20 protein-coding genes and 1 pseudogene are annotated in these 19,069 nt (G+C 73.1%); 18 read left to right on the top strand and 3 right to left on the bottom strand.

Annotated elements, in window-relative coordinates; genetic code table 11:
- Positions 1 to 201 (bottom strand): hypothetical protein (locus tag KS423_RS16180; protein WP_224279856.1); only part of this gene is annotated, 201 nt, incomplete at its 3' end.
- A 210-nt stretch (positions 202 to 411) separates the two neighbouring features.
- Between KS423_RS16180 and KS423_RS16185 the strand changes: the two genes are divergently transcribed.
- From KS423_RS16185 to KS423_RS16195, 3 genes are all read left to right on the top strand, one after another.
- Entirely contained in the window at positions 412 to 1,296 is an 885-nt protein-coding gene (locus KS423_RS16185) for an SAM-dependent methyltransferase (protein WP_224279857.1), read from the top strand.
- A 106-nt stretch (positions 1,297 to 1,402) separates the two neighbouring features.
- Complete coding sequence (locus KS423_RS16190) at positions 1,403 to 1,957, top strand: HD domain-containing protein (RefSeq protein WP_224279859.1); 555 nt, start codon at positions 1,403 to 1,405, stop codon at positions 1,955 to 1,957.
- Positions 1,958 to 2,001: 44 nt separating this feature from the next.
- Positions 2,002 to 2,508 (top strand): FBP domain-containing protein, encoded by a 507-nt coding sequence (locus tag KS423_RS16195; protein WP_224279861.1) that lies wholly within the window; start codon positions 2,002 to 2,004, stop codon positions 2,506 to 2,508.
- Between the two features lie 14 nt (positions 2,509 to 2,522).
- Here KS423_RS16195 and KS423_RS16200 read toward each other — a convergent pair whose 3' ends face one another.
- Entirely contained in the window at positions 2,523 to 2,897 is a 375-nt protein-coding gene (locus tag KS423_RS16200; protein WP_224279863.1) for an RNA-binding S4 domain-containing protein, read from the bottom strand.
- A gap of 20 nt (positions 2,898 to 2,917) precedes the next feature.
- A complete protein-coding gene (locus KS423_RS16205) occupies positions 2,918 to 3,322 on the bottom strand; it encodes a VOC family protein (protein ID WP_224279871.1) in 405 nt (134 codons plus the stop codon).
- A gap of 81 nt (positions 3,323 to 3,403) precedes the next feature.
- Between KS423_RS16205 and KS423_RS16210 the strand changes: the two genes are divergently transcribed.
- The 15 genes and pseudogenes from KS423_RS16210 to KS423_RS16280 all read left to right on the top strand — a co-directional run.
- Positions 3,404 to 4,603: a methyltransferase gene (locus tag KS423_RS16210; RefSeq protein WP_224279873.1), complete on the top strand. Its 1,200-nt coding sequence runs from the start codon at positions 3,404 to 3,406 to the stop codon at positions 4,601 to 4,603.
- 94 nt (positions 4,604 to 4,697) lie between these two features.
- Positions 4,698 to 5,726, top strand: a complete 1,029-nt coding sequence (gene argC / locus KS423_RS16215; RefSeq protein ID WP_224279876.1) for an N-acetyl-gamma-glutamyl-phosphate reductase — start codon at positions 4,698 to 4,700, stop codon at positions 5,724 to 5,726.
- On the top strand, positions 5,723 to 6,895 hold the full coding sequence (gene argJ / locus KS423_RS16220; protein ID WP_224279878.1) for a bifunctional glutamate N-acetyltransferase/amino-acid acetyltransferase ArgJ: 1,173 nt from the start codon (positions 5,723 to 5,725) through the stop codon (positions 6,893 to 6,895). Before argC ends, argJ begins: the two co-directional genes overlap by 4 nt.
- 205 nt (positions 6,896 to 7,100) lie before the next feature.
- A complete protein-coding gene (gene argB, locus KS423_RS16225; protein ID WP_224279899.1) occupies positions 7,101 to 7,976 on the top strand; it encodes an acetylglutamate kinase in 876 nt (291 codons plus the stop codon).
- A complete protein-coding gene (locus KS423_RS16230; protein WP_224279879.1) occupies positions 7,973 to 9,187 on the top strand; it encodes an acetylornithine transaminase in 1,215 nt (404 codons plus the stop codon). The genes argB and KS423_RS16230 overlap by 4 nt, the downstream gene beginning before the upstream one ends.
- A 23-nt stretch (positions 9,188 to 9,210) precedes the next feature.
- Positions 9,211 to 9,759, top strand: coding sequence for an arginine repressor (locus tag KS423_RS16235; RefSeq protein WP_224279881.1), 549 nt, complete (start codon positions 9,211 to 9,213; stop codon positions 9,757 to 9,759).
- A gap of 140 nt (positions 9,760 to 9,899) precedes the next feature.
- A complete protein-coding gene (gene argH / locus KS423_RS16240) occupies positions 9,900 to 11,324 on the top strand; it encodes an argininosuccinate lyase (RefSeq protein ID WP_224279883.1) in 1,425 nt (474 codons plus the stop codon).
- Positions 11,325 to 11,454: 130 nt separating this feature from the next.
- Positions 11,455 to 11,712 carry a winged helix-turn-helix domain-containing protein gene (locus KS423_RS16245; RefSeq protein ID WP_224279885.1) on the top strand — a complete coding sequence of 86 codons (258 nt, stop codon included), beginning with the start codon at positions 11,455 to 11,457 and terminating at the stop codon, positions 11,710 to 11,712.
- A 204-nt stretch (positions 11,713 to 11,916) separates the two neighbouring features.
- On the top strand, positions 11,917 to 12,417 hold the full coding sequence (locus KS423_RS16250; RefSeq protein WP_224279887.1) for a GNAT family N-acetyltransferase: 501 nt from the start codon (positions 11,917 to 11,919) through the stop codon (positions 12,415 to 12,417).
- Between the two features lie 545 nt (positions 12,418 to 12,962).
- Complete coding sequence (locus KS423_RS16255) at positions 12,963 to 13,988, top strand: methionine ABC transporter ATP-binding protein (protein WP_224279889.1); 1,026 nt, start codon at positions 12,963 to 12,965, stop codon at positions 13,986 to 13,988.
- Positions 13,985 to 14,710 carry a methionine ABC transporter permease gene (locus KS423_RS16260; protein WP_224279891.1) on the top strand — a complete coding sequence of 242 codons (726 nt, stop codon included), beginning with the start codon at positions 13,985 to 13,987 and terminating at the stop codon, positions 14,708 to 14,710. The genes KS423_RS16255 and KS423_RS16260 overlap by 4 nt, the downstream gene beginning before the upstream one ends.
- 57 nt (positions 14,711 to 14,767) lie before the next feature.
- The gene (locus KS423_RS16265; RefSeq protein ID WP_224279893.1) at positions 14,768 to 15,592 is read left to right on the top strand and encodes a MetQ/NlpA family ABC transporter substrate-binding protein; all 825 of its coding nucleotides are present in this window, start codon (positions 14,768 to 14,770) and stop codon (positions 15,590 to 15,592) included.
- A gap of 197 nt (positions 15,593 to 15,789) precedes the next feature.
- Entirely contained in the window at positions 15,790 to 16,455 is a 666-nt protein-coding gene (locus KS423_RS16270; protein WP_224279895.1) for a GNAT family N-acetyltransferase, read from the top strand.
- Between the two features lie 150 nt (positions 16,456 to 16,605).
- A complete protein-coding gene (gene cbiE / locus KS423_RS16275) occupies positions 16,606 to 17,862 on the top strand; it encodes a precorrin-6y C5,15-methyltransferase (decarboxylating) subunit CbiE (protein ID WP_224279897.1) in 1,257 nt (418 codons plus the stop codon).
- 482 nt (positions 17,863 to 18,344) lie between these two features.
- Positions 18,345 to 19,069, top strand: a pseudogene (locus KS423_RS16280) (hypothetical protein); the annotation flags it as partial.

Raw genomic sequence — 19,069 nt, forward strand, 5'->3', positions numbered from 1 at the left:
GGAGGCCGGGTCCTCGGCGCCGTTCCAGGCGGGGTCGGTGGTGTGCTGCGGGTCCACGGTGCCGGGGTGCGCGGCGAGCGCCCCCGGGTCGGCCCGGCGGCGCGTTCTTTCGGGGCCGCAGGCGGTCAGCAGGCCGCCGGTGGCGGCGACGGCGGCGAGCCCGGCGGTGGTCCGCAGTACGGTGCGGCGGTCGGCAGTCATCGGCAGCCAGCATAGAGAGGACGGTCCCGGCGGGCGATCCGGTACGACCGGCCGCACCAGCCTTGACGTGCACACAATCCGTCGCCGGGTGTTGCGTAAACCTGAACTCCCGCTGTTTCCGCGGTGTGTCCTTGGATACGATCACCGCGCACCAAGGGTCGACGGGCGGTAGCCGGACTCTTCCGGCATGGCGCATTGGGGGCGGACAGGATGTACGAGGACAGCGCGACGAGCGACCGGACCACGGACGCCGTGTGGGACTGGGCCAGAGCCGACGACTGGCAGCCGCCGAGCGAGCTGGACACCGGCGTCCCGCACACCGCCCGCATGTACGACTACTACCTCGGGGGCAAGGACAACTTCGAGGCCGACCGCAAGGCCGCCCAGGCCGCGATATCCGCCTACCCGGCGCTCCCGCTGCTGGCCCGCACCAACCGGCAGTTCCTCGGCCGCGCCGTCGAGTTCGTGGCGAGCCGGGGCGTGCGTCAGTTCGTCGACATCGGCACCGGCATCCCGACGGTCGGCTCCACCAGCGAGGTCGCTCAGCGGGTCGCCCCGGACGCCAGGGTGGTGTACGTGGACAACGACCCGATCGTCGCCACCCACGCCCGCGCCCTGCTGGCGAGCCACCCCGCCGGGCACACCTCGGTGATCGAGGCCGACCTGCGCGACCCGGCCGCGATCCTCGGCCACCCCTCGCTGGCCGGCGCCGTCGACCTCTCCCAGCCGGTCGCGCTGATGCTGGTCGCCGTCCTGCACTTCATCCGCGACGAGGAGGGCGCGCAGCAGGTCGTCCGCACCCTGCGCGACGCGCTCGCCCCCGGCAGCGCGCTGATCCTCTCCCACGGCAGCCCGGACTTCGCCTCCCGCGAGAGCGCCGCCGAGGGCACCCGCATCTACCGCAGCGCCAGCGCCCCGCTCGTGCTGCGCCCGCGGTCCGGCGTCGAACCGTTCTTCGGCGACTTCGAGTTCGCCGGCCCCGGGCTCGTCCAGCTCCCGCTCTGGCGCCCCGCCGCCGGCCACGTCCCCACCAGCGAACTCCCCGAGGGCTGGCAGGACGTCTCGGCGTACGCCGGCGTCGCCTTCAAGAAGTAGCCACCCGCGCGTCCGGCCCCGGCGCCTCCCTCCTACGCCGGGGCCGGACCGTCGAAGCCTACGGACACCCACTGACAACCCCTCACCGCCGTGGTTACCCTGCGGTGTGACCACCGCTGCCCTGCCGCCGCTGCCCCCCGACGTCGCCGAACTGCTGCGGGCCGTCGACGCCCCGCCCCGCCTGGTCGCCCACCTCGCCCTGGTGCACGAGGTGGCCGAGGAGATCGCCGGGTTCTGCATCCGTGAGGGCCTGGTCTTCGACCGCGAGGCCGTCCGCTACGGTGCCGCCACCCACGACATCGGCAAGACCGTCCACCCCGAAGAGCTCTCCGCACCCGGCTCCCTGCACGAGGCCGCCGGACACGCCCTGCTGCTCGCCCGCGGCGTCCCCGAACACCTCGCCCACTTCGCCCGCAGCCACGCGAGCTGGGACGGACCCGGCGTCACCGTCGAGTCACTGCTGGTCAGCCTCGCCGACAAGGCCTGGAAGAACAAGCGGGTCCAGGACCTGGAGGACCGGGTGGTCGACCGCCTCGCCGCCGCCACCGGACGGGAGCGCTGGGAAGCCTTCCTCGCCCTGGACGACCTGCTCACCCGGATCGGCGAGGACGCCCCGAGGCGGCTCGCCGTCCAGGCCGCCCACCCGGTGCGCACCGGCTGAAATTGGCACGACACGGCGGGCCGGCCGGTGTTAGCTTCCGCGGCATGGAACCCCTGAGTGAGAACGAGATCCGCGCGTCCTTCGTCAACTGCTCCAAGGGCGAGGCCCGTCGGCTCAACCTGCCCCGGGGGCTGGCCGAGCTGCCCTGGGAGCACCTGGACTTCCTCGGCTGGCGGGACCAGGGCGCGCCCGACCGGGCGTACCTGGTGGCGCCGTACGGGGGCGAGCCGGTCGGCGTGACGCTGCGCTCGCCGGTGATCCGGCGCAGCCTGACCAAGACCAACGTGTGCTCGCTGTGCATCACCGCGCACGCCGGGTCGGGGGTCGCGCTGCTCGCCGCCCGCCGGGCCGGGGCGGCCGGGCGCGAGGGCAACACGGTCGGCACCTACATCTGCGCCGACCTCGCCTGCTCGCTCTACGTGCGCGGGCTGAAGAAGTCCACGCTGGTGACCAGGCCCGACGAGTCGCTGCCGCTGGAGCTGCAGATCGACCGTACGGTGGGCAACCTCGGCGGCTTCCTCGCCAAGGTGCTCGCCACCGCGGCCGCGTAACGGCCCCGCTCCGCTCAGTGCCCGCGCAGCTGGTCCAGCTCGCGGCGCTCCCGCTTGGTCGGCCGCCCGGTCCCGCGGTCCCGCGTCCCGGCCGACGCGACGAACTCGCGCGGCGGCCGCGGCGGGCTGGTGTCGACCAGGCACTCCGCCGCGACCGCGGCGCCGACCCGCTTGCGGATCAGCTTCTGCACCACCACGACCCGCTCGTAACCCTCCTCGCGGACCCGGACCTCGTCCCCGGGCTTCAGCGCCTGGGCGGGCTTGGCCCGCTCGCCGTTCACCCGGACGTGTCCGGCCCGGCAGGCGGCCGCCGCCAGCGCACGTGTCCTGACCAGCCGGACCGACCAGATCCAGCTGTCCACCCGCACGCTTCCCTCGTGTTCAGCCATCCTCGGAGCCTACCCAAGGCCTACGCCGCGGGCGGCGTCTCCTGGACCGCCCAGCCGTTGCCGTCCGGGTCGTTGAAGAACACGAAGTTGTTCCACGCCTCGCCGTGCCCGTCCACCCGGTCCCCTGCCACGAAGTGCTGGACCGGGCTGACCTGCACGCCCCGCGCCACCAGTTCGGCGTGCGCCTTCTCGATGTCGGGCACCACCAACTGGAGGCCCTTCACCGATCCGGGCGGCGAGTCGATCACCCCCTTGCCCACCACGATCGAGCAGGGCGAGCCGGGGGGAGTCAGCTGAACCACCCGGGTCCCGTCCCGCAGTACGGTGTCGTGGTCGACGGTGAACCCGGCCTGCTCCTCGTAGAAGAGCTTCGAGCGGTTCACGTCCGACACCGGGATCACCACGACTTCGAGTTTCCAGTCCATCGTCCTCACCTCGCTCGGTCGGACTCTTCCAGTATCCGGCCGCAACTGCTCCCGGAGGCCGTCGGATAGCCTGAGAACACGATGAATCCGCAGACCACGCCCGCCGCGTCCCCGTTCTCCACCCCGTGGGGTGCCTTCGACCTCACCCGCTTCCCGGTGGACCCGCGCGAGCGGCTGCGGGCCTGGGACGCCGCCGACGAGTACCTGCTGCGCCACCTCGCGGGCGAGGCCGACAGCGCGGCCGGCGCGGCGACGGAGCTGGCCGATCGCACGGTCGCCGTCCTCGGTGATCGCTGGGGCGCGCTGACCACCGCGCTCGCCGAGTACCGGCCGGTCCAGATCACCGACTCCCACCTCGGCCGGCAGGCCACCCTGGCCAACCTGGCCCGGGCCGGCGCCGCCGTCGACGAGGCCCGACTGCTCTCCACGCGGGACGCCCCGCCGGAGCGGATCGACGTGCTGCTGGTGCGCGTCCCCAAGAGCCTGGCCCTGCTGGAGGACCAGCTGCACCGGCTCGCCCCCGCCGTCCACGACGGCACCGTGGTGATCGGCACCGGCATGGTCACCGAGATCCACACCTCCACCCTCCAGCTCTTCGAGCGGATCCTCGGCCCGACCCGCACCTCGCTGGCCGTCCGCAAGGCCCGGCTGATCCTCTGCACCCCCGACCCGGCACTCGACCCCGGCCCCAGTCCGTGGCCGCACCGCTACGCGCTGCCGTCGGACATCGGCCCCGCCTCCGGCCGTACCGTCGTCAACCACGCGGGCACCTTCTGCGCCGAGCGGCTCGACATCGGCACCCGCTTCTTCCTCGCCCACCTGCCCGTCCCGGCCCCGGGTGCCCGGGTGGTGGACCTCGGCTGCGGCAACGGCGTGGTCGGTACGGCCGCCGCGCTGGCCGGGCCCGGCGCGGAGCTGGTGTTCGTGGACGAGTCGCACCAGGCGGTGGCCTCCGCCGAGGAGACCTTCCGCACCAACCTGGGCCCGCAGCCCCCGGCCGAGTTCCTGACCGCCGATGCCCTGGCCCCGGACGTGATCGCCACCGGCTCGGTGGACCTGGTGCTCAACAACCCGCCGTTCCACTCCCACCAGGCCACCACCGACGCCACCGCCTGGCGGATGTTCACCGGCGCCAAGCGGGCGCTGCGGCCGGGCGGTGAGCTCTGGGTGGTCGGCAACCGCCACCTCGGGTACCACGTCAAGCTGCGCCGCCTCTTCGGCAACTGCCAACTCGTCGCCGGGAACCCCAAGTTCGTGGTGCTGCGGGCCGTCAAGCGCTGACCTGGGCGCCCTCGCCCCAGCGGGATCCGGCACGGACTCCTTGCATGAATTTTCCGCCGCGCGTATATTCATGCCAAGACGAAGGAGGAACGCCATGGCATTGCGAGTCGCCGTCGCCGGCGCGAGCGGTTACGCGGGCGGCGAGGTGCTGCGCCTGCTGCTCGGCCACCCGGAGGTGGAGATCGGGGCGCTGACCGGAGGCTCGAACGCGGGCACCAGGCTGGGCGCGCTCCAGCCGCACCTCCTCCCGCTCGCCGACCGCGTCCTCGAAGCCACCACCCCCGAGGTGCTGGCAGACCACGACGTGGTGTTCCTGGCGCTGCCGCACGGCCAGTCCGCCGCCGTCGCCGAGGAGCTCGGCCCGAACGTGCTGGTGATCGACTGCGGCGCCGACTTCCGGCTCAAGGCCGCGGCCGACTGGGAGCAGTACTACGGCTCCGCCCACGCCGGCACCTGGCCCTACGGCCTGCCCGAACTCCCCGGCCACCGCGCCGCGTTGAAGGGCAGCAACCGGATCGCCGTGCCCGGCTGCTACCCGACGGCCGTCTCCCTGGCGCTGTTCCCCGCGTACGCCGCGCAACTCGCCGAGCCGGAGGCCGTGGTGGTCGCCGCCTCGGGCACCTCCGGCGCCGGCAAGGCCGCCAAGCCGCACCTGCTGGGCAGCGAGGTGATGGGCAGCGTCAGCCCGTACGGCGTCGGCGGCGTCCACCGGCACACCCCGGAGATGGCGCAGAACCTCACCCCGCTCGCGGGCGAACCGGTCACCGTCTCCTTCACCCCCACCCTCGTCCCGATGCCGCGCGGCATCCTCGCCACCTGCTCGGCCAGGGCCAGGCCCGGGGTGACCGCGCAGAGCCTGCGCGCCGCCTACGCCGAGGCGTTCGCGGACGAGCCCTTCGTCCACCTGCTGCCCGAGGGGCAGTGGCCGCAGACCAGCAGCGTCTACGGCGCCAACACCGCCCTGGTCCAGGTCGCCCTGGACGCCGCCGCCGGGCGGATCATCGCGATCAGCGCGATCGACAACCTGGTCAAGGGCACCGCCGGCGGCGCGGTGCAGAGCATGAACATCGCCCTGGGGCTGCCCGAGGAGCTCGGCCTCCCCGTGAACGGAGTCGCACCGTGAGCAAGAGCACGAACGTCGGCGTGACCGCCGCCAAGGGCTTCCGGGCCGCCGGAGTGACCGCCGGCATCAAGGCCTCCGGCACCCCCGACCTCGCCCTGGTGGTCAACGACGGCCCCTCGCTCGCCGCGGCCGGTGTCTTCACCGCCAACCGGGTCAAGGCCGCACCGGTGCTCTGGTCCGAGCAGGTGCTCAAGGGCGGCCGGGTCTCCGCCGTCGTCCTCAACTCCGGTGGCGCCAACGCCTGCACCGGCCCGCTCGGCTTCCAGGACACCCACGCCACCGCGGAGAAGGCGGCCGCGGAGCTGGGGCTCAACGCGGGCGAGGTCGCCGTCGCCTCCACCGGCCTGATCGGCGTGCGGCTGCCGATGGACCTCCTGCTGCCCGGGGTCGCGCTGGCCGCGGGCGAGCTCGCCGAGGCCGGCGGCGAGGCCGCCGCGATCGCGATCAAGACCACCGACACCGTGCACAAGACCGCCCAGTACACCAGCCCGGCCGGCTGGACGGTCGGCGGCATGGCCAAGGGCGCGGGGATGCTCGCCCCGAGCCTCGCCACCATGCTGGTCGTCCTCACCACCGACGCCGACCTGGACAGTGCCGCCCTGGACGCCGCGCTGCGCGGCGCCACCCGCACCACCTTCGACCGGATCGACTCCGACGGCTGCATGTCGACCAACGACACCGTGCTGCTGCTCGCCTCCGGCGCCTCCGGCATCGCCCCGGAGCAGGCCGAGTTCGCCGAGGCCGTCCGTACGGTCAGCGCCGACCTGGCCCGCCGGCTGATCGGCGACGCGGAGGGCGCGAGCAAGGAGATCCGGATCGACGTCACCGGTGCCGCCACCGAGGACGAGGCGGTCGAGGTCGCCCGGACGATCAGCCGCAACAACCTGCTCAAGTGCGCCATCCACGGCGAGGACCCCAACTGGGGCCGGGTGCTGGCCGCGATCGGCACCACCTCCGCGGCCTTCGACCCGAACGAGCTGGACGTCGCCATCAACGGCGTCTGGGTCTGCAGGGCCGGCGGCGTGGGCGAGGACCGCGACCTGGTGGACATGAAGGGCCGCGAGGTCGTCATCACCGCGAACCTCAACGCCGGTACGGCGAGCGCCTCGCTGTGGACCAACGACCTGACGGCCGACTACGTGCACGAGAACAGCGCCTACTCGACCTGATCCGCGTCACTTCGTCCACGCCCACCCGAGGCGCGACCCCCTGATCCGCGACACCCCGAGCCGCCAGACCCCGAGCCGCGACACCCTGACCCGCGACATCCTCCCCCAGCCTCCGGCCGGAGGGGACCCCCATCGACGAGGGAATCCCGTGCAGATCGCACCCAAGGGCGAACAGGCCCGCAACAACACCGCGTTGCCCAAGGCCATGACGCTGATCGAGGCGCTGCCGTGGCTGGAGCGCTTCCACGGCAAGACCATCGTGATCAAGTTCGGCGGCAACGCGATGGTGGACGACAGCCTCAAGGCGGCCTTCGCCCAGGACGTGGTCTTCCTCCGCTACGCCGGTCTGCACCCCGTCGTGGTGCACGGCGGCGGCCCCCAGATCAGTGCCCAACTCGACCGGCTGGGCCTGGAGTCGAACTTCACCAACGGCCTGCGGGTCACCACCCCGGAGACCATGGACGTGGTCCGGATGGTGCTGGCCGGCCAGGTGCAGCGCGAGCTGGTCGGCCTGCTCAACGAGCACGGCCCGTTCGCGGTCGGCATGACCGGCGAGGACGCCCACACCATGACGGCGGTCAAGCGCTACGCGGTGGTGGACGGCGAGCAGGTCGACATCGGCCTGGTCGGCGACATCGTCAACATCGAGGCCGGCGCGGTGAAGGCGCTGATCGCCGACGGCCGCATCCCGGTCATCTCCTCGATCGCCCGCGGTGCCGACGGCCACGTCTACAACATCAACGCCGACACCGCCGCCTCCGCCCTCGCGGTCGCGCTGGGCGCCGAGATGCTCGTCGTCCTCACCGACGTCGAGGGCCTCTACAAGGACTGGCCGAACTCCGACGACGTGATCAGCCAGCTCACCGCGAGCGAGCTGGACCTGCTGCTGCCCGGCCTGGCCAGCGGCATGCTCCCCAAGATGGAGGGCTGCCTGCGCGCCGTCCGTTCCGGCGTGGGCACCGCCCGCGTGCTGGACGGCCGGGTCCAGCACAGCCTGCTGCTGGAGATCTTCACCGACGAGGGCATCGGCACGATGGTCGTGCCGGACGACGAACCGACCGTGACCGGGGGACTGGCATGACTGGCGCGACGCACAACGAGCAGCTCACCGAGCGGTGGCAGCACTCCTTCACCGACAACTACGGCACCCCCCGCATCCCGCTGGTGCGCGGAGAGGGCAGCAAGCTCTGGGACGCCGACGGCAAGGAGTACACCGACCTGCTCGGCGGCATCGCCGTCAACGCCCTGGGCACCGCTCATCCGGCCGTCGTCGAGGCCGTGAGCAGGCAGATCGCCACCCTCGGCCACGTCTCCAACCTCTTCATGGCCGAGCCCACCATCGCCCTCGCCGAGCGGCTGCTGGAGCTGGACGGGCGGCCGGGCGGCCGGGTGTTCTTCTGCAACTCCGGCGCCGAGGCCAACGAGGCCGCCTTCAAGATCAGCCGGCGGACCGGCCGCACCCACCTGGTCGCCCTCCAGGGCGCCTTCCACGGCCGCACCATGGGAGCCCTCGCGCTCACCGGCCAGCCCGCCAAGCAGGACCCGTTCCGCCCGCTGCCCGGCGATGTCACCCACGTCCCGTTCGGCGACGTCGAGGCGCTGCGCGCAGCCGTCACCACCGAGACCGCCGCGGTGTTCCTGGAGCCCGTCCAGGGCGAGAACGGCGCCGTCCCGCTGCCCGAGGGCTACCTGACGGCGGCCCGCGAGATCACCCGGGCCACCGGCACCCTGCTGGTCCTGGACGAGATCCAGACCGGCGTCGGCCGCACCGGCCACTGGTACGCCCACCAGGCGTACGAGGGCGTGGAGCCGGACGTGGTCACCCTGGCCAAGGCGCTCGGCGGCGGCCTGCCGATGGGCGCAGTACTCGCCTTCGGGCCGGCCGCGGAGCTGCTCACCCCCGGCCAGCACGGCACCACCTTCGGCGGCAACCCGGTGGCCGCCGCGGCCGGGCTCGCGGTGCTGGACACCATCGCGTCCGAGGGCCTGCTGGAGCACGTCCGCAAGCTCGGCGAGCGGCTGCGGCACGGCGTCGAGGCCCTCGGTGACCCGCTGGTCTCGCACGTGCGCGGGGCGGGCCTGCTGCTCGGCATCGTGCTCACCGAGCCGGTCTCGGCCAAGGTCCAGTCCGCCGCGCAGGAGGCGGGCTACCTGGTCAACGCGGCCGTCCCGGACGCCGTCCGACTGGCCCCGCCGCTGGTGCTGACCGAGCAGGAGGCGGACGCGTTCCTGGCCGCGTTGCCGGGCATCCTCCGGACGGTGCGCGAGAGTGCCCCGGCCGATGCGAGTTGACCGTCGTCCGGGAGAATGAACACATGACCGCTTCCCACTCCGGCCCGTCCGCCGCCGGCCCGACGCCGCAGGTCCCGCAGACCCGCACCGCGCGCCACCGGCGGATCGTGGACCTGCTCACCCGCCAGCCCGTGCGTTCGCAGAGCCAGCTCGCCAAGCTGCTCGCCGACGACGGACTCGTGGTCACCCAGGCCACCCTCTCCCGGGACCTGGACGAGCTGGGCGCGGTCAAGATCCGCAACCGGGACGGCGCGCTGATCTACGCCGTCCCGGCCGAGGGCGGCGACCGGACGCCGCGCGCGCCGATGGGGGAGTCGGCCAGCGAGGGCAGGATGGCCCGGCTGGCCGGCGAGCTCATGGTCTCCGCGACGGCCTCCGGCAACCTGGTGGTGCTGCGCACCCCGCCGGGCGCCGCCCAGTTCCTGGCCTCGGCGATCGACCAGGCCGAGGTGTTCGAGATCATCGGCACCATCGCCGGTGACGACACCGTCCTGCTGATCAGCCGGGACGCGGCCGGCGGCCAGGCGCTCGCCGACCACCTCATGCAGCTGGCCCAGGCCAAGGCGCAGTAGCGCCTCGACCCGAGGAGCGCAGTACCGCCCCGCCCCGAGGAACCCCGGCCGACGGAGACCGTCCGGCCGGGGTTGTGTGTTTCATGCACTGTCGTGCATACTTATGCCATCCGCTGCACATGCATGAAGGAGCCACCGCGATGACCGCCGAGCAGTCCTCCGACGTCCGCCTCTGGGGCGCGCGCTTCGCCGACGGCCCGTCCGAGGCGCTGGCCAGGCTCTCGGCCTCGGTCCACTTCGACTGGCGCCTCGCGCCGTACGACATCGCCGGCTCCAAGGCCCACGCCCGGGTCCTGCACAAGGCCGGCCTGCTCTCCGACGAGGAGCTGGCGGGCATGCTGGCCGGCCTCGACCGGCTGCTGGCCGACGTCGAGGCGGGCACCTTCACCGGCACCGTCGCCGACGAGGACGTGCACACCGCCCTGGAGCGCGGCCTGCTGGAGCGCCTCGGCCCCGACCTCGGCGGCAAGCTGCGGGCCGGGCGCTCGCGCAACGACCAGATCGCCACGCTGTTCCGGATGTACCTGCGGGACCACGCGAAGACCATCGGCGGCCTGCTGCTCGACCTCCAGCAGGCCCTGGTCGGGCTCGCCGAGGCGCACCCGGACACCGCGATGCCGGGCCGCACCCACCTCCAGCACGCCCAGCCGGTGCTGTTCGCCCATCACGTCCTCGCGCACGTGCAGGCCCTCGGCCGGGACGCCGAGCGGCTGCGCCAGTGGGACGCGCGCACCGCCGTGTCGCCGTACGGCTCCGGAGCGCTGGCCGGCTCCTCGCTCGGCCTCGACCCGCAGGCCGTCGCCGCCGACCTGGGCTTCGAGGGCGGCTCGGTCGGCAACTCCATCGACGGCACCGCCTCGCGCGACTTCGTCGCCGAGTTCGCCTTCGTGACCGCGATGATCGGCATCAACCTCTCCCGGATCGCGGAGGAGGTGATCATCTGGAACACCAAGGAGTTCGGCTTCATCACGCTGCACGACGCCTTCTCCACCGGTTCCTCGATCATGCCGCAGAAGAAGAACCCGGACATCGCCGAGCTCGCCCGCGGCAAGTCCGGCCGGCTGATCGGCAACCTGACCGGCCTGCTGGCCACCCTCAAGGCGCTGCCGCTCGCCTACAACCGGGACCTCCAGGAGGACAAGGAGCCGGTCTTCGACTCCTGCGACACGCTGGAGGTGCTGCTGCCGGCGTTCACCGGGATGATGGCCACCCTCACCGTGCACCGGGAGCGGCTGGAGGAACTGGCCCCGGCCGGCTTCTCGCTCGCCACCGACATCGCCGAGTGGCTGGTCAAGCAGGGTGTGCCGTTCCGGGGCGCGCACGAGGTGGCCGGCGCCTGCGTCAAGGTCTGCGAGGCCGAGGGCATCGAGCTGTCCGACCTGACGGACGAGCAGTTCGCCGCGATCTCCGGGCACCTGACGCCCGAGGTGCGTTCGGTGCTCAGCGTCCACGGAGCCATCGCCGCCCGCAACGGGCGCGGCGGAACCGCCCCCTCGGCGGTCGCGGTCCAGCTCGCCGAGGTGAAGGCGGACCTGGCGCGGCAGCGGGAGTGGACTCGGATCTGAGCCCTGACGGGGTGGGAGCTGATCTCCCGCAGGGCGCGGGAGGGGCGCGGCGGTCCGACCGGCGCGCCCCTCCGGCGTCCGCGCCCCGGCCCGGGCGTAACCGGCCCCGCCCCGGGCCGTCATGCACGGTGTGTGCACCGCCCTCCCGCCCGTCCCCTCCGCCGAGGACGTCTACCTCGCCGACCGCCGCCGCCGCGTGGTCCGCGAGACCGTCGCCGCCCTGCCCGGCCGCTGCCCGCAACTGATCGCCGCGCTGGCCGAGGACCCGCCGCCCACCTACCGTGAGCTCTCCGAGCGGCTCGGCATGCCCCGCGGTTCGATCGGCCCCACCCGCTCCCGCTGCCTGGCCTGCCTGCGGATGCTGCTCCACTCGGAGCGGTACCCCTGAGCGGAGCCCGTGCGACCGGACGGAACCCGTGCGGCACGGGAGGTGACCCTCCTCACGTCCGCCCCCGCGAAGGTTGAGGGAACCTGACACCCGGGTAGAGCGCTGGCGAACGCAGCTCTTGACGGTGGTGCGATCGCTCGGATACTGAGCGTGAGCGCGCCACCCTCTGCGCGCCGGGCACGACGACTGGGGAGGCCCCTCCACATGGGCATGAGCGTGATCATCTCGGCTGCGGAGGCCGAGGACGCGGAGCAGATCCTCAAGCTCCAGTACCTCGGCTACCAGCCCGAGGCCGAGCTGTACGGCGACTGGGCGATCGAGCCCCTGACGCAGAGCCTGGAGAGCCTGCGCGCCGAACTGTTCGAGCAGCACGTCCTGGTCGCCCGGCTGGGCGACGAGGTGGTCGGTGCCGTCCGCGGCCACGTCGGCGTCGACGGCGTCGGCCGGATAGGGCGCCTGGTCGTCCATCCGCGGATGCAGCGCCACGGCCTCGGCGGCCGGCTGCTGGACGCACTGGAGCGCCGCATGGCCCAGGAAGGCCCGGTGAGCGCGTACCGGCTGTTCACCGGCCACCGCAGCCTCGGCAACCTGCGGCTGTACGCCCGCCAGGGGTACCGTCAGACCCGGGTCGAGCAGGTCAACAGCCGGCTGAGCTTCGTCCACCTGGAGAAGCCCGCCCCGACGCCGCTCGCCGCGACGGCCTGAGCCCGCCCCCCCCGCACGGTTCCCGGCGCCGTCACCATCCGGACCACCGGTGGCGGCGCCGAGCCGTATCCGCGCTGGTAGCAGCGCTGTGTGTCCGCATTGCGGACAGCTCCGCGAAATAATTGGGCGGAAAACGACCCATCTGTTTTACTGGCTCACATGACTGCGACGACGAACTGGACCCCCACCGGCACCCTGCCGGCAGGTGAGCGTGCCATGTGTCGTCGAATGTGTCACTGCTGAGGGCCACCGCCCCCGGCACCCTGAGGTGCCTCCCCCTCGCGCCCCGAAGCGAGACTCCGGCGCCGCTCCCGCCCGTGTGAGCGCGCCCCTCCTCCCGGACCCCTCCCTCCGCCGTGCCCGCCCACCCGCGGGCCCGGGTGACTCGTCAGGGCCACGCCGTCGTGCGCCCGGCCGTCCATGGCCACGAGCAGGGGATGGTACGTCCGGACCCTCCCGGCGCAGCGCCGTGACGACGCCGCCGACCGCAGAACCGGTCGGGTGGTCGCCCCACGCCGCCCGCCCCCGACCCACGGAAAGCCGCTGTGATCACCACCACGGACCTGACCAAGGTCTACCGTTCCCGAGGCCGCGAGGTGGCCGCCCTCGCCGGCGTCGACCTGCACGTCCGCCCGGGCGAGGTCTACGGAGTCGTCGGCACCAGCGGTGCCGGCAAGTCCACCCTCATCCGCTGCGTGAACATGCTGGAGCGCCCGACCTCCGGCACGGTCACCGTGGACGGGGTCGAGCTCACCGCGCTGTCCGGCGGAGAGAACCGGGCCGGCCGCGAGCTGCGCGAGGCCCGCCGCCGGATCGGCATGGTCTTCCAGCACTTCAACCTGCTCTCCTCGCGGACGGTGCAGCAGAACGTCGAGCTCCCGCTGGAGATCATCGGGCTGGACCGCACCGAGCGCCGCCGCAAGGCCGCCGAGCTGCTCGACCTGGTCGGCCTCGGCGACAAGGCCCGCAGCTACCCCAACCAGCTCTCCGGCGGGCAGAAGCAGCGCGTCGGCATCGCCCGGGCGCTGGCCGGCGACCCCAAGGTGCTGCTCTCCGACGAGGCCACCTCGGCGCTCGACCCGGAGACCACCCGCTCGATCCTCAAGCTGCTGCGCGACCTCAACCAGCAGCTGGGCCTCACCGTCCTGCTGATCACCCACGAGATGGACGTCATCAAGTCCGTCTGCGACTCCGCCGCCCTGATGCGCGGCGGCCGGGTGGTCGAGTCCGGCGAACTCACCGACCTGCTGGCCAAGCCCGGCTCGGAGCTGTCCCGCGAACTGTTCCCGCTCAGCGAGTTCGGCACCGGCCACCCCGGTTCCACGGTGCTGGAGATCACCTTCCAGGGCGACAGCTCGGCCCAGCCGTTCGTCTCCCAGCTCGCCCGCACGTACCAGATCGACATCAACATCCTCGGTGCCGCGGTGGAGACCATCGCCGGCCGGATGGTCGGCCGGATGCGGGTCGAGCTGTCCGGCAGCCACCAGGACAACGTGGTGCCGATCGGCTACCTGCGCGAGCAGGGCCTGCAGGTGGACGTGATAGGTGCGGCGAACGGAGCGGTGGCATGACCTGGGACCAGATGCAGGAACTGATGTGGCCCGCCACCCAGGAGACCTTCCGGATGGTCGGGGTGTCCGCGCTCGTCACCGTGCTGCTCGGCCTGCCGCTGGGCGTGCTGCTGGTGCTCACCGACAAGGGCGGCCTGCTGGCCAACCGGGCCGTCAACAAGGCCATCGGCTCCGTCGTGAACATCGCCCGTGCGGTGCCGTTCATCATTCTGATGATCGCGCTGATCTCCTTCACCCGCTGGCTGGTCGGCACCTCCATCGGCTGGCAGGCGGCGACCGTGCCGCTGACCATCGGCGCCATCCCGTTCTTCGCCCGCCTGGTCGAGACCTCCGTCCGTGAGGTCGACCGGGGCCTGGTCGAGGCGGTCCAGTCGATGGGCGGCAGCACCTGGACGATCGTCCGCAAGACCCTGCTGCCCGAGGCCCTGCCCGGCATCGTGGCCTCGGTCACCACCACGGTCATCACCCTGATCGGCTACTCCGCGATGGCCGGCACGGTCGGCGGCGGCGGCCTCGGCACCCTCGCCGTCAACTACGGCTACCAGCGCTTCGAGACCGCCTTCATGTGGGTCATCGTGGCCGAGCTGGTGATCATCGTCACCGCCGTCCAGCTGATCGGCGACTTCGCCGTCCAGCGGCTCTCCCACCGCGGCCGCACCGGCGGCCGGACCAGGCTGCTCGGCCGCGCGACGGCTCCCGACAAGGACCTCGTCGCCTCCTAGACCTCCCCCGTCCGACCCCGGACGCGGCTCCCCGTTCCACGCAGAAAGGCACTTTTCGTGCGCAACGCCCTGAAGTTCACCAGCATCCTCGCCACCGCCGGCGTCGCCCTCTCGCTCGCCGCCTGCGGCAGCTCCGGGTCCTCCTCCTCGGACGCGAACGCTCCGCTCAAGGTCGTGGCCAGCCCCACCCCGCACGGCCAGATCCTGAAGTACGTCAAGGACAACCTCGCGGAGAAGGCGGGCCTCAAGCTCGACATCAAGGAGGTCACCGACTACGTGACCCCCAACACGGCGGTGCAGGACGGGTCGGCCGACGCCAACTTCTTCCAGCACGTCCCGTACCTGGAGGACTTCAACAAGAAGCACGGCACGAACATCGTGTCGGTCGAGCCCGTGCACCTGGAGCCGCTGGGCGTCTACTCCAAGAAGGTCAAGGCGATCACCGACCTGCCGGACGGCGCCACCATCGGTCTGCCGAACGACGCCACCAACGAGGGCCGCGCGCTCAAGCTGCTCGCCGACAACAAGCTGATCACCCTCAAGGACGGCGTCACCACCGCCGCCACGCCGGCGGACGTGACCGGCAACCCGAAGAACTTCAAGTGGAAGGAGCTGGAGGCCGCCCAGCTGCCCCGCTCCGTCGCCGACCTCGACGCCGCCGTCATCAACGGCAACTACGCGATCGACTCCGGTCTGAAGCCGGCCACCGACGCCCTGGTGCTGGAGAAGGCCGACGGCAACCCGTACGCCAACATCCTCGCGGTCAAGAAGGGCAAGGAGAACGACCCGCGGGTCAAGAAGCTGGCCGAGCTGCTGCACTCCGACGAGGTCAAGAAGTACATCGACGACACCTTCCAGGGCTCGGTCATCCCGGCCTTCTGAGCCGTGGTCCGCTCGACGTCCTGATCCCGACCGGGCCCCCGCCGCACCTCGGCGGGGGCCCGGTCGGGCAGTATGCGCAGGGACACTCCGGCCGACCGCGTTCTGACGTACCGTCGTGCGGGCAGCGCACCGCGTGGCACCCGGGGCACGACGGAGGCGTACGGTGTTGTGTTCACGACCCGGCGAGGAGAGACGGCATGGCAGCGAGCTTCCCCGAGACCGCCATCAGCACCGAACGGCTGCTGCTGAGGCCCCTGGCGGAGGACGACGCCCCCGGCCTGGCCACGATGATGGCCGACGACCTCGTGCTCGCCTGGACGGACCTGCCGCACCCCTTCACCGAGGAGTACGCGGCCGAGCTCGCCCGCACCCTCGCCCCCGCCCACCGGACCGCCGGCCGCGGCATCGTCTTCGCCGTCACCGAGCACCTGACCCAGCGCCTGGTCGGCCTGGTCGAACTGCGCAACACCGACTGGCGCCTGCGCAGCACCGAGATCTCCTACGTCACCGCCGTCTGGGCGCGCGGCGAGGGCTACGCCCCGGAGGCCGTCCTCGGCGTCGCCCAGTGGCTGTTCGAGGACCGCGGCTTCCTGCGCCTGGAGCTGCGCACCGCCGCCGGGAACACCGCCGCCCAGCAGGTCGCCCAGAAGATCGGCGGCATCAGCGAGGGCGTGCTGCGCAGCGCCTGGATAGTCCGCGGGGAGTCCGGCGAGGTGGCCGTGGGGGAACCTCCCAGCCGCCGGGCCGGGGGAGAGAGCCGCAGCGACCTCATCCTGTGGAGCCTGCTGCCGGAGGACCTGGAGTCGCCCGAGGTGCAGCGCGACGGCTGGCACGGCAACCACCGCTACGTGCTGCGCGACTGAGCGCCGCCGCCCCCGCCCGTCTGCTGTTCACCCGGCGCGGACATGTGTGCGAGATGTCGGCTTCCGGGGGATCGCACCCGGTAGCCTCTGCACCGGCGCCGCACGACGGCGGATCGAGTGGTGCACCGAGTCGAGGGAGAACGGCCGCAGATGGCTGACCGGATCACGGTCATCGGGTGGGACGGCACCCCGCTGACCGAGGCCGCCGGCGCGGCCCTGGCCGCGGCGACCCTGGTGGCCGGCGCCCCCTACCAACTGACCGCACTCCCGGTGCCGGAGTCCGCCGAGCGGATCACTCTCGGCAACATCCAGCAGGCCGCCCGCAGGATCGCCGAGCACCGCGGCGCCGCCGTCGTGGTCGCCGAGGGCGACCCGGGCTTCTTCGGGGTGGTGCGCACCCTGCGCCGCCCCGAGTACGGCCTCGAACTGGAGGTGCTGCCCGCCGTCTCCTCGGTGGCCGCCGCCTTCGCCCGGGCCGGCATGCCCTGGGAGGACGCCCAGGTGGTCAGCGCGCACGGCGGACGGCTGCGCCGCGCGGCCAACATCTGCCGGGCCCACCCCAAGGTCGCGGTGCTCACCGCGCCGGGCGCCGGGCCCGCCGAACTCGCCCTGATGCTGCGCGGGGTGCACCGGACCTTCGTGGTCTGCGAGGCCCTCGGCACCCCCGACGAGGACGTCACCGTCCTCACCTCCGACCGGATCGCCGACCACGTGTGGCGCGACCCCAACGTGGTGCTGGTGATCGGCGGCGGCGCCCAGGCCGGGGCGGTGGACGAGGCGGCCGGCTGGCTCGCCGGGCGCCCGGTGGGCTACCCCGGCGCGGAACGCGGCTGGGCGCTCCCGGGTGACGCCTACGCGGGCGCCGGGCGCGCGGAGGGCGAATCGGGCGCGCCGGAAGCACTGCCCGCCCATGTGCGCGCCCTGGTCCTGGCCCGTCTGGGTGCACGCCCCGGGGACCTGGTCTGGTCGGTCGGCGCCGGCAGCGGAGCCCTCGCGGTGGAGGCGGCCCGGTTCGGTGCCGCCGTGGTCGCGGTCGAGGGCTCCCGCTCCGCCTGCGCCCGGCTGACCGTCAACGCCCGCCGCTACGGTGTCGAGGTGGAGGCGGTGTACGGGAGCGGCCCCGAGGTGCTGGGCGGCCTGCCGGAGCCGGACGCGGCGGTGGTGGAGTCCGGCGGCCTCGACGTGGTGCGCGCGGTGCTGGCCCGCCGGCCGGAGCGGTTCGTCGCGTTGCCCCGGACCCTCACCGAGGCGCAGGAGGTCCGCCGGGCGATCGCCGGGGCCGGCTACCGGGCGGACGGCGCGCTGCTCCAGGCGACCCCGTTGCGGCCGGTGGGGGAGGGTGACGGGCTGACGCTGGGGGCGGGCGGAACCGGCGCGCTGGTGCTCTGGGGTGAGCAGATCGTGTGAAGGCCGTGGGCGTGCACCGGGGCCGTCCGGTGGCGTCGACGGTGATCCAGGTCGCATCCGGACACCGATTCGAGAGGTGACCGCGCCGGGCCGGTAGTGTGACGTCCTGGTCGGCTGATCGGTCGGCGACCCACCCGATTCGGTCGGTTTGTCACCTTTTTGACGTGGTGCAATCCGATTCCGCTCGGAGTGTGGGCAATTCGACGGGCCGCGTGTCGGACCTGGAGAATGCCGTAGGGTCCGGTGCGGTCGTGCCGGTTGCTCCGGCCTGTCGTTGTTTCAGACGATGTGCCGCCCCGTACGGGCGGTGCGCCGGGCCGGGGTGCCGCAGTGCGCCGGATGGACTTGGGCCGCAGCGCCACGGCGCGGCGGCCGCGTGTGGTTAGGGGCGGGCCGGTGCTGGTTCGGCCCGTGCGGATGGGCGCTGCGATCGGTGATCGTGTCGCCGAGGGCGCGGCAGCGGCCTGGAAGGAGCTTTGACAATGACCGATGGCGGCCACGTCCCGGGCGAGGGACTGCCCGAGCACCTGCACGCCGGGCCGGACCCGCTCGGCGGACCGGAGGGCGTCGCGGGCGTTGCACCCGTCCAGGGCGTCGCGACGGACGGCGGTGCGATCCCCAACCCGGCGGCCCCGATCAGCGGGGTCCCCGGTGCGATGCCCCCGGGTGCGGGCGTCGTCCCGCCGCAGGGCCAGCACGGCTACGGCGTTCCCGGTGTGCCCCAGCCCGGCCACCCCGGCGAGGGCTGGGCCGTCGACCAGGGCGCCCCGCGTCCGGCCTTCCACTTCCTCGACCAGCCCGACACGCCGGACGGCCTGGACGACGATGACGACGTGCTGCTGATGCCCGGCCCGCAGGGCTCCTGGGGCGAGCCGGCGGCGGCCGTCCCGGCCGAGCAGGTGCCGCTCGTGCCGCAGCAGGACGGCACACCCGTCGAACCCTCCTGGCCGCCGGTGGACCCGCCGGTGCTCGGTGCCGAGCACGCCGTCCAGCAGCAGCCCGTCCAGATGCAGCCGCAGCAGCCGATGACGCAGGCTCAGCAGCCGCGCCGGCCGCTGCACGCCGGTCCGCCGATTCCGGACCCCTCGCTGATGACCGGCCAGGTGCCGGTCCGCTCGCTGGCCGATCGCGGCCCCTCGCAGGGCGGCACGCCCGCGCACGGCATCCCGGTGGTCGGCCGCCCGCCGATGGCCGAGGCCGCCGCCCC

The sequence above is a fragment of the Streptomyces sp. LS1784 genome (assembly GCF_020103755.1).
Lineage (GTDB): Bacteria > Actinomycetota > Actinomycetes > Streptomycetales > Streptomycetaceae > Kitasatospora.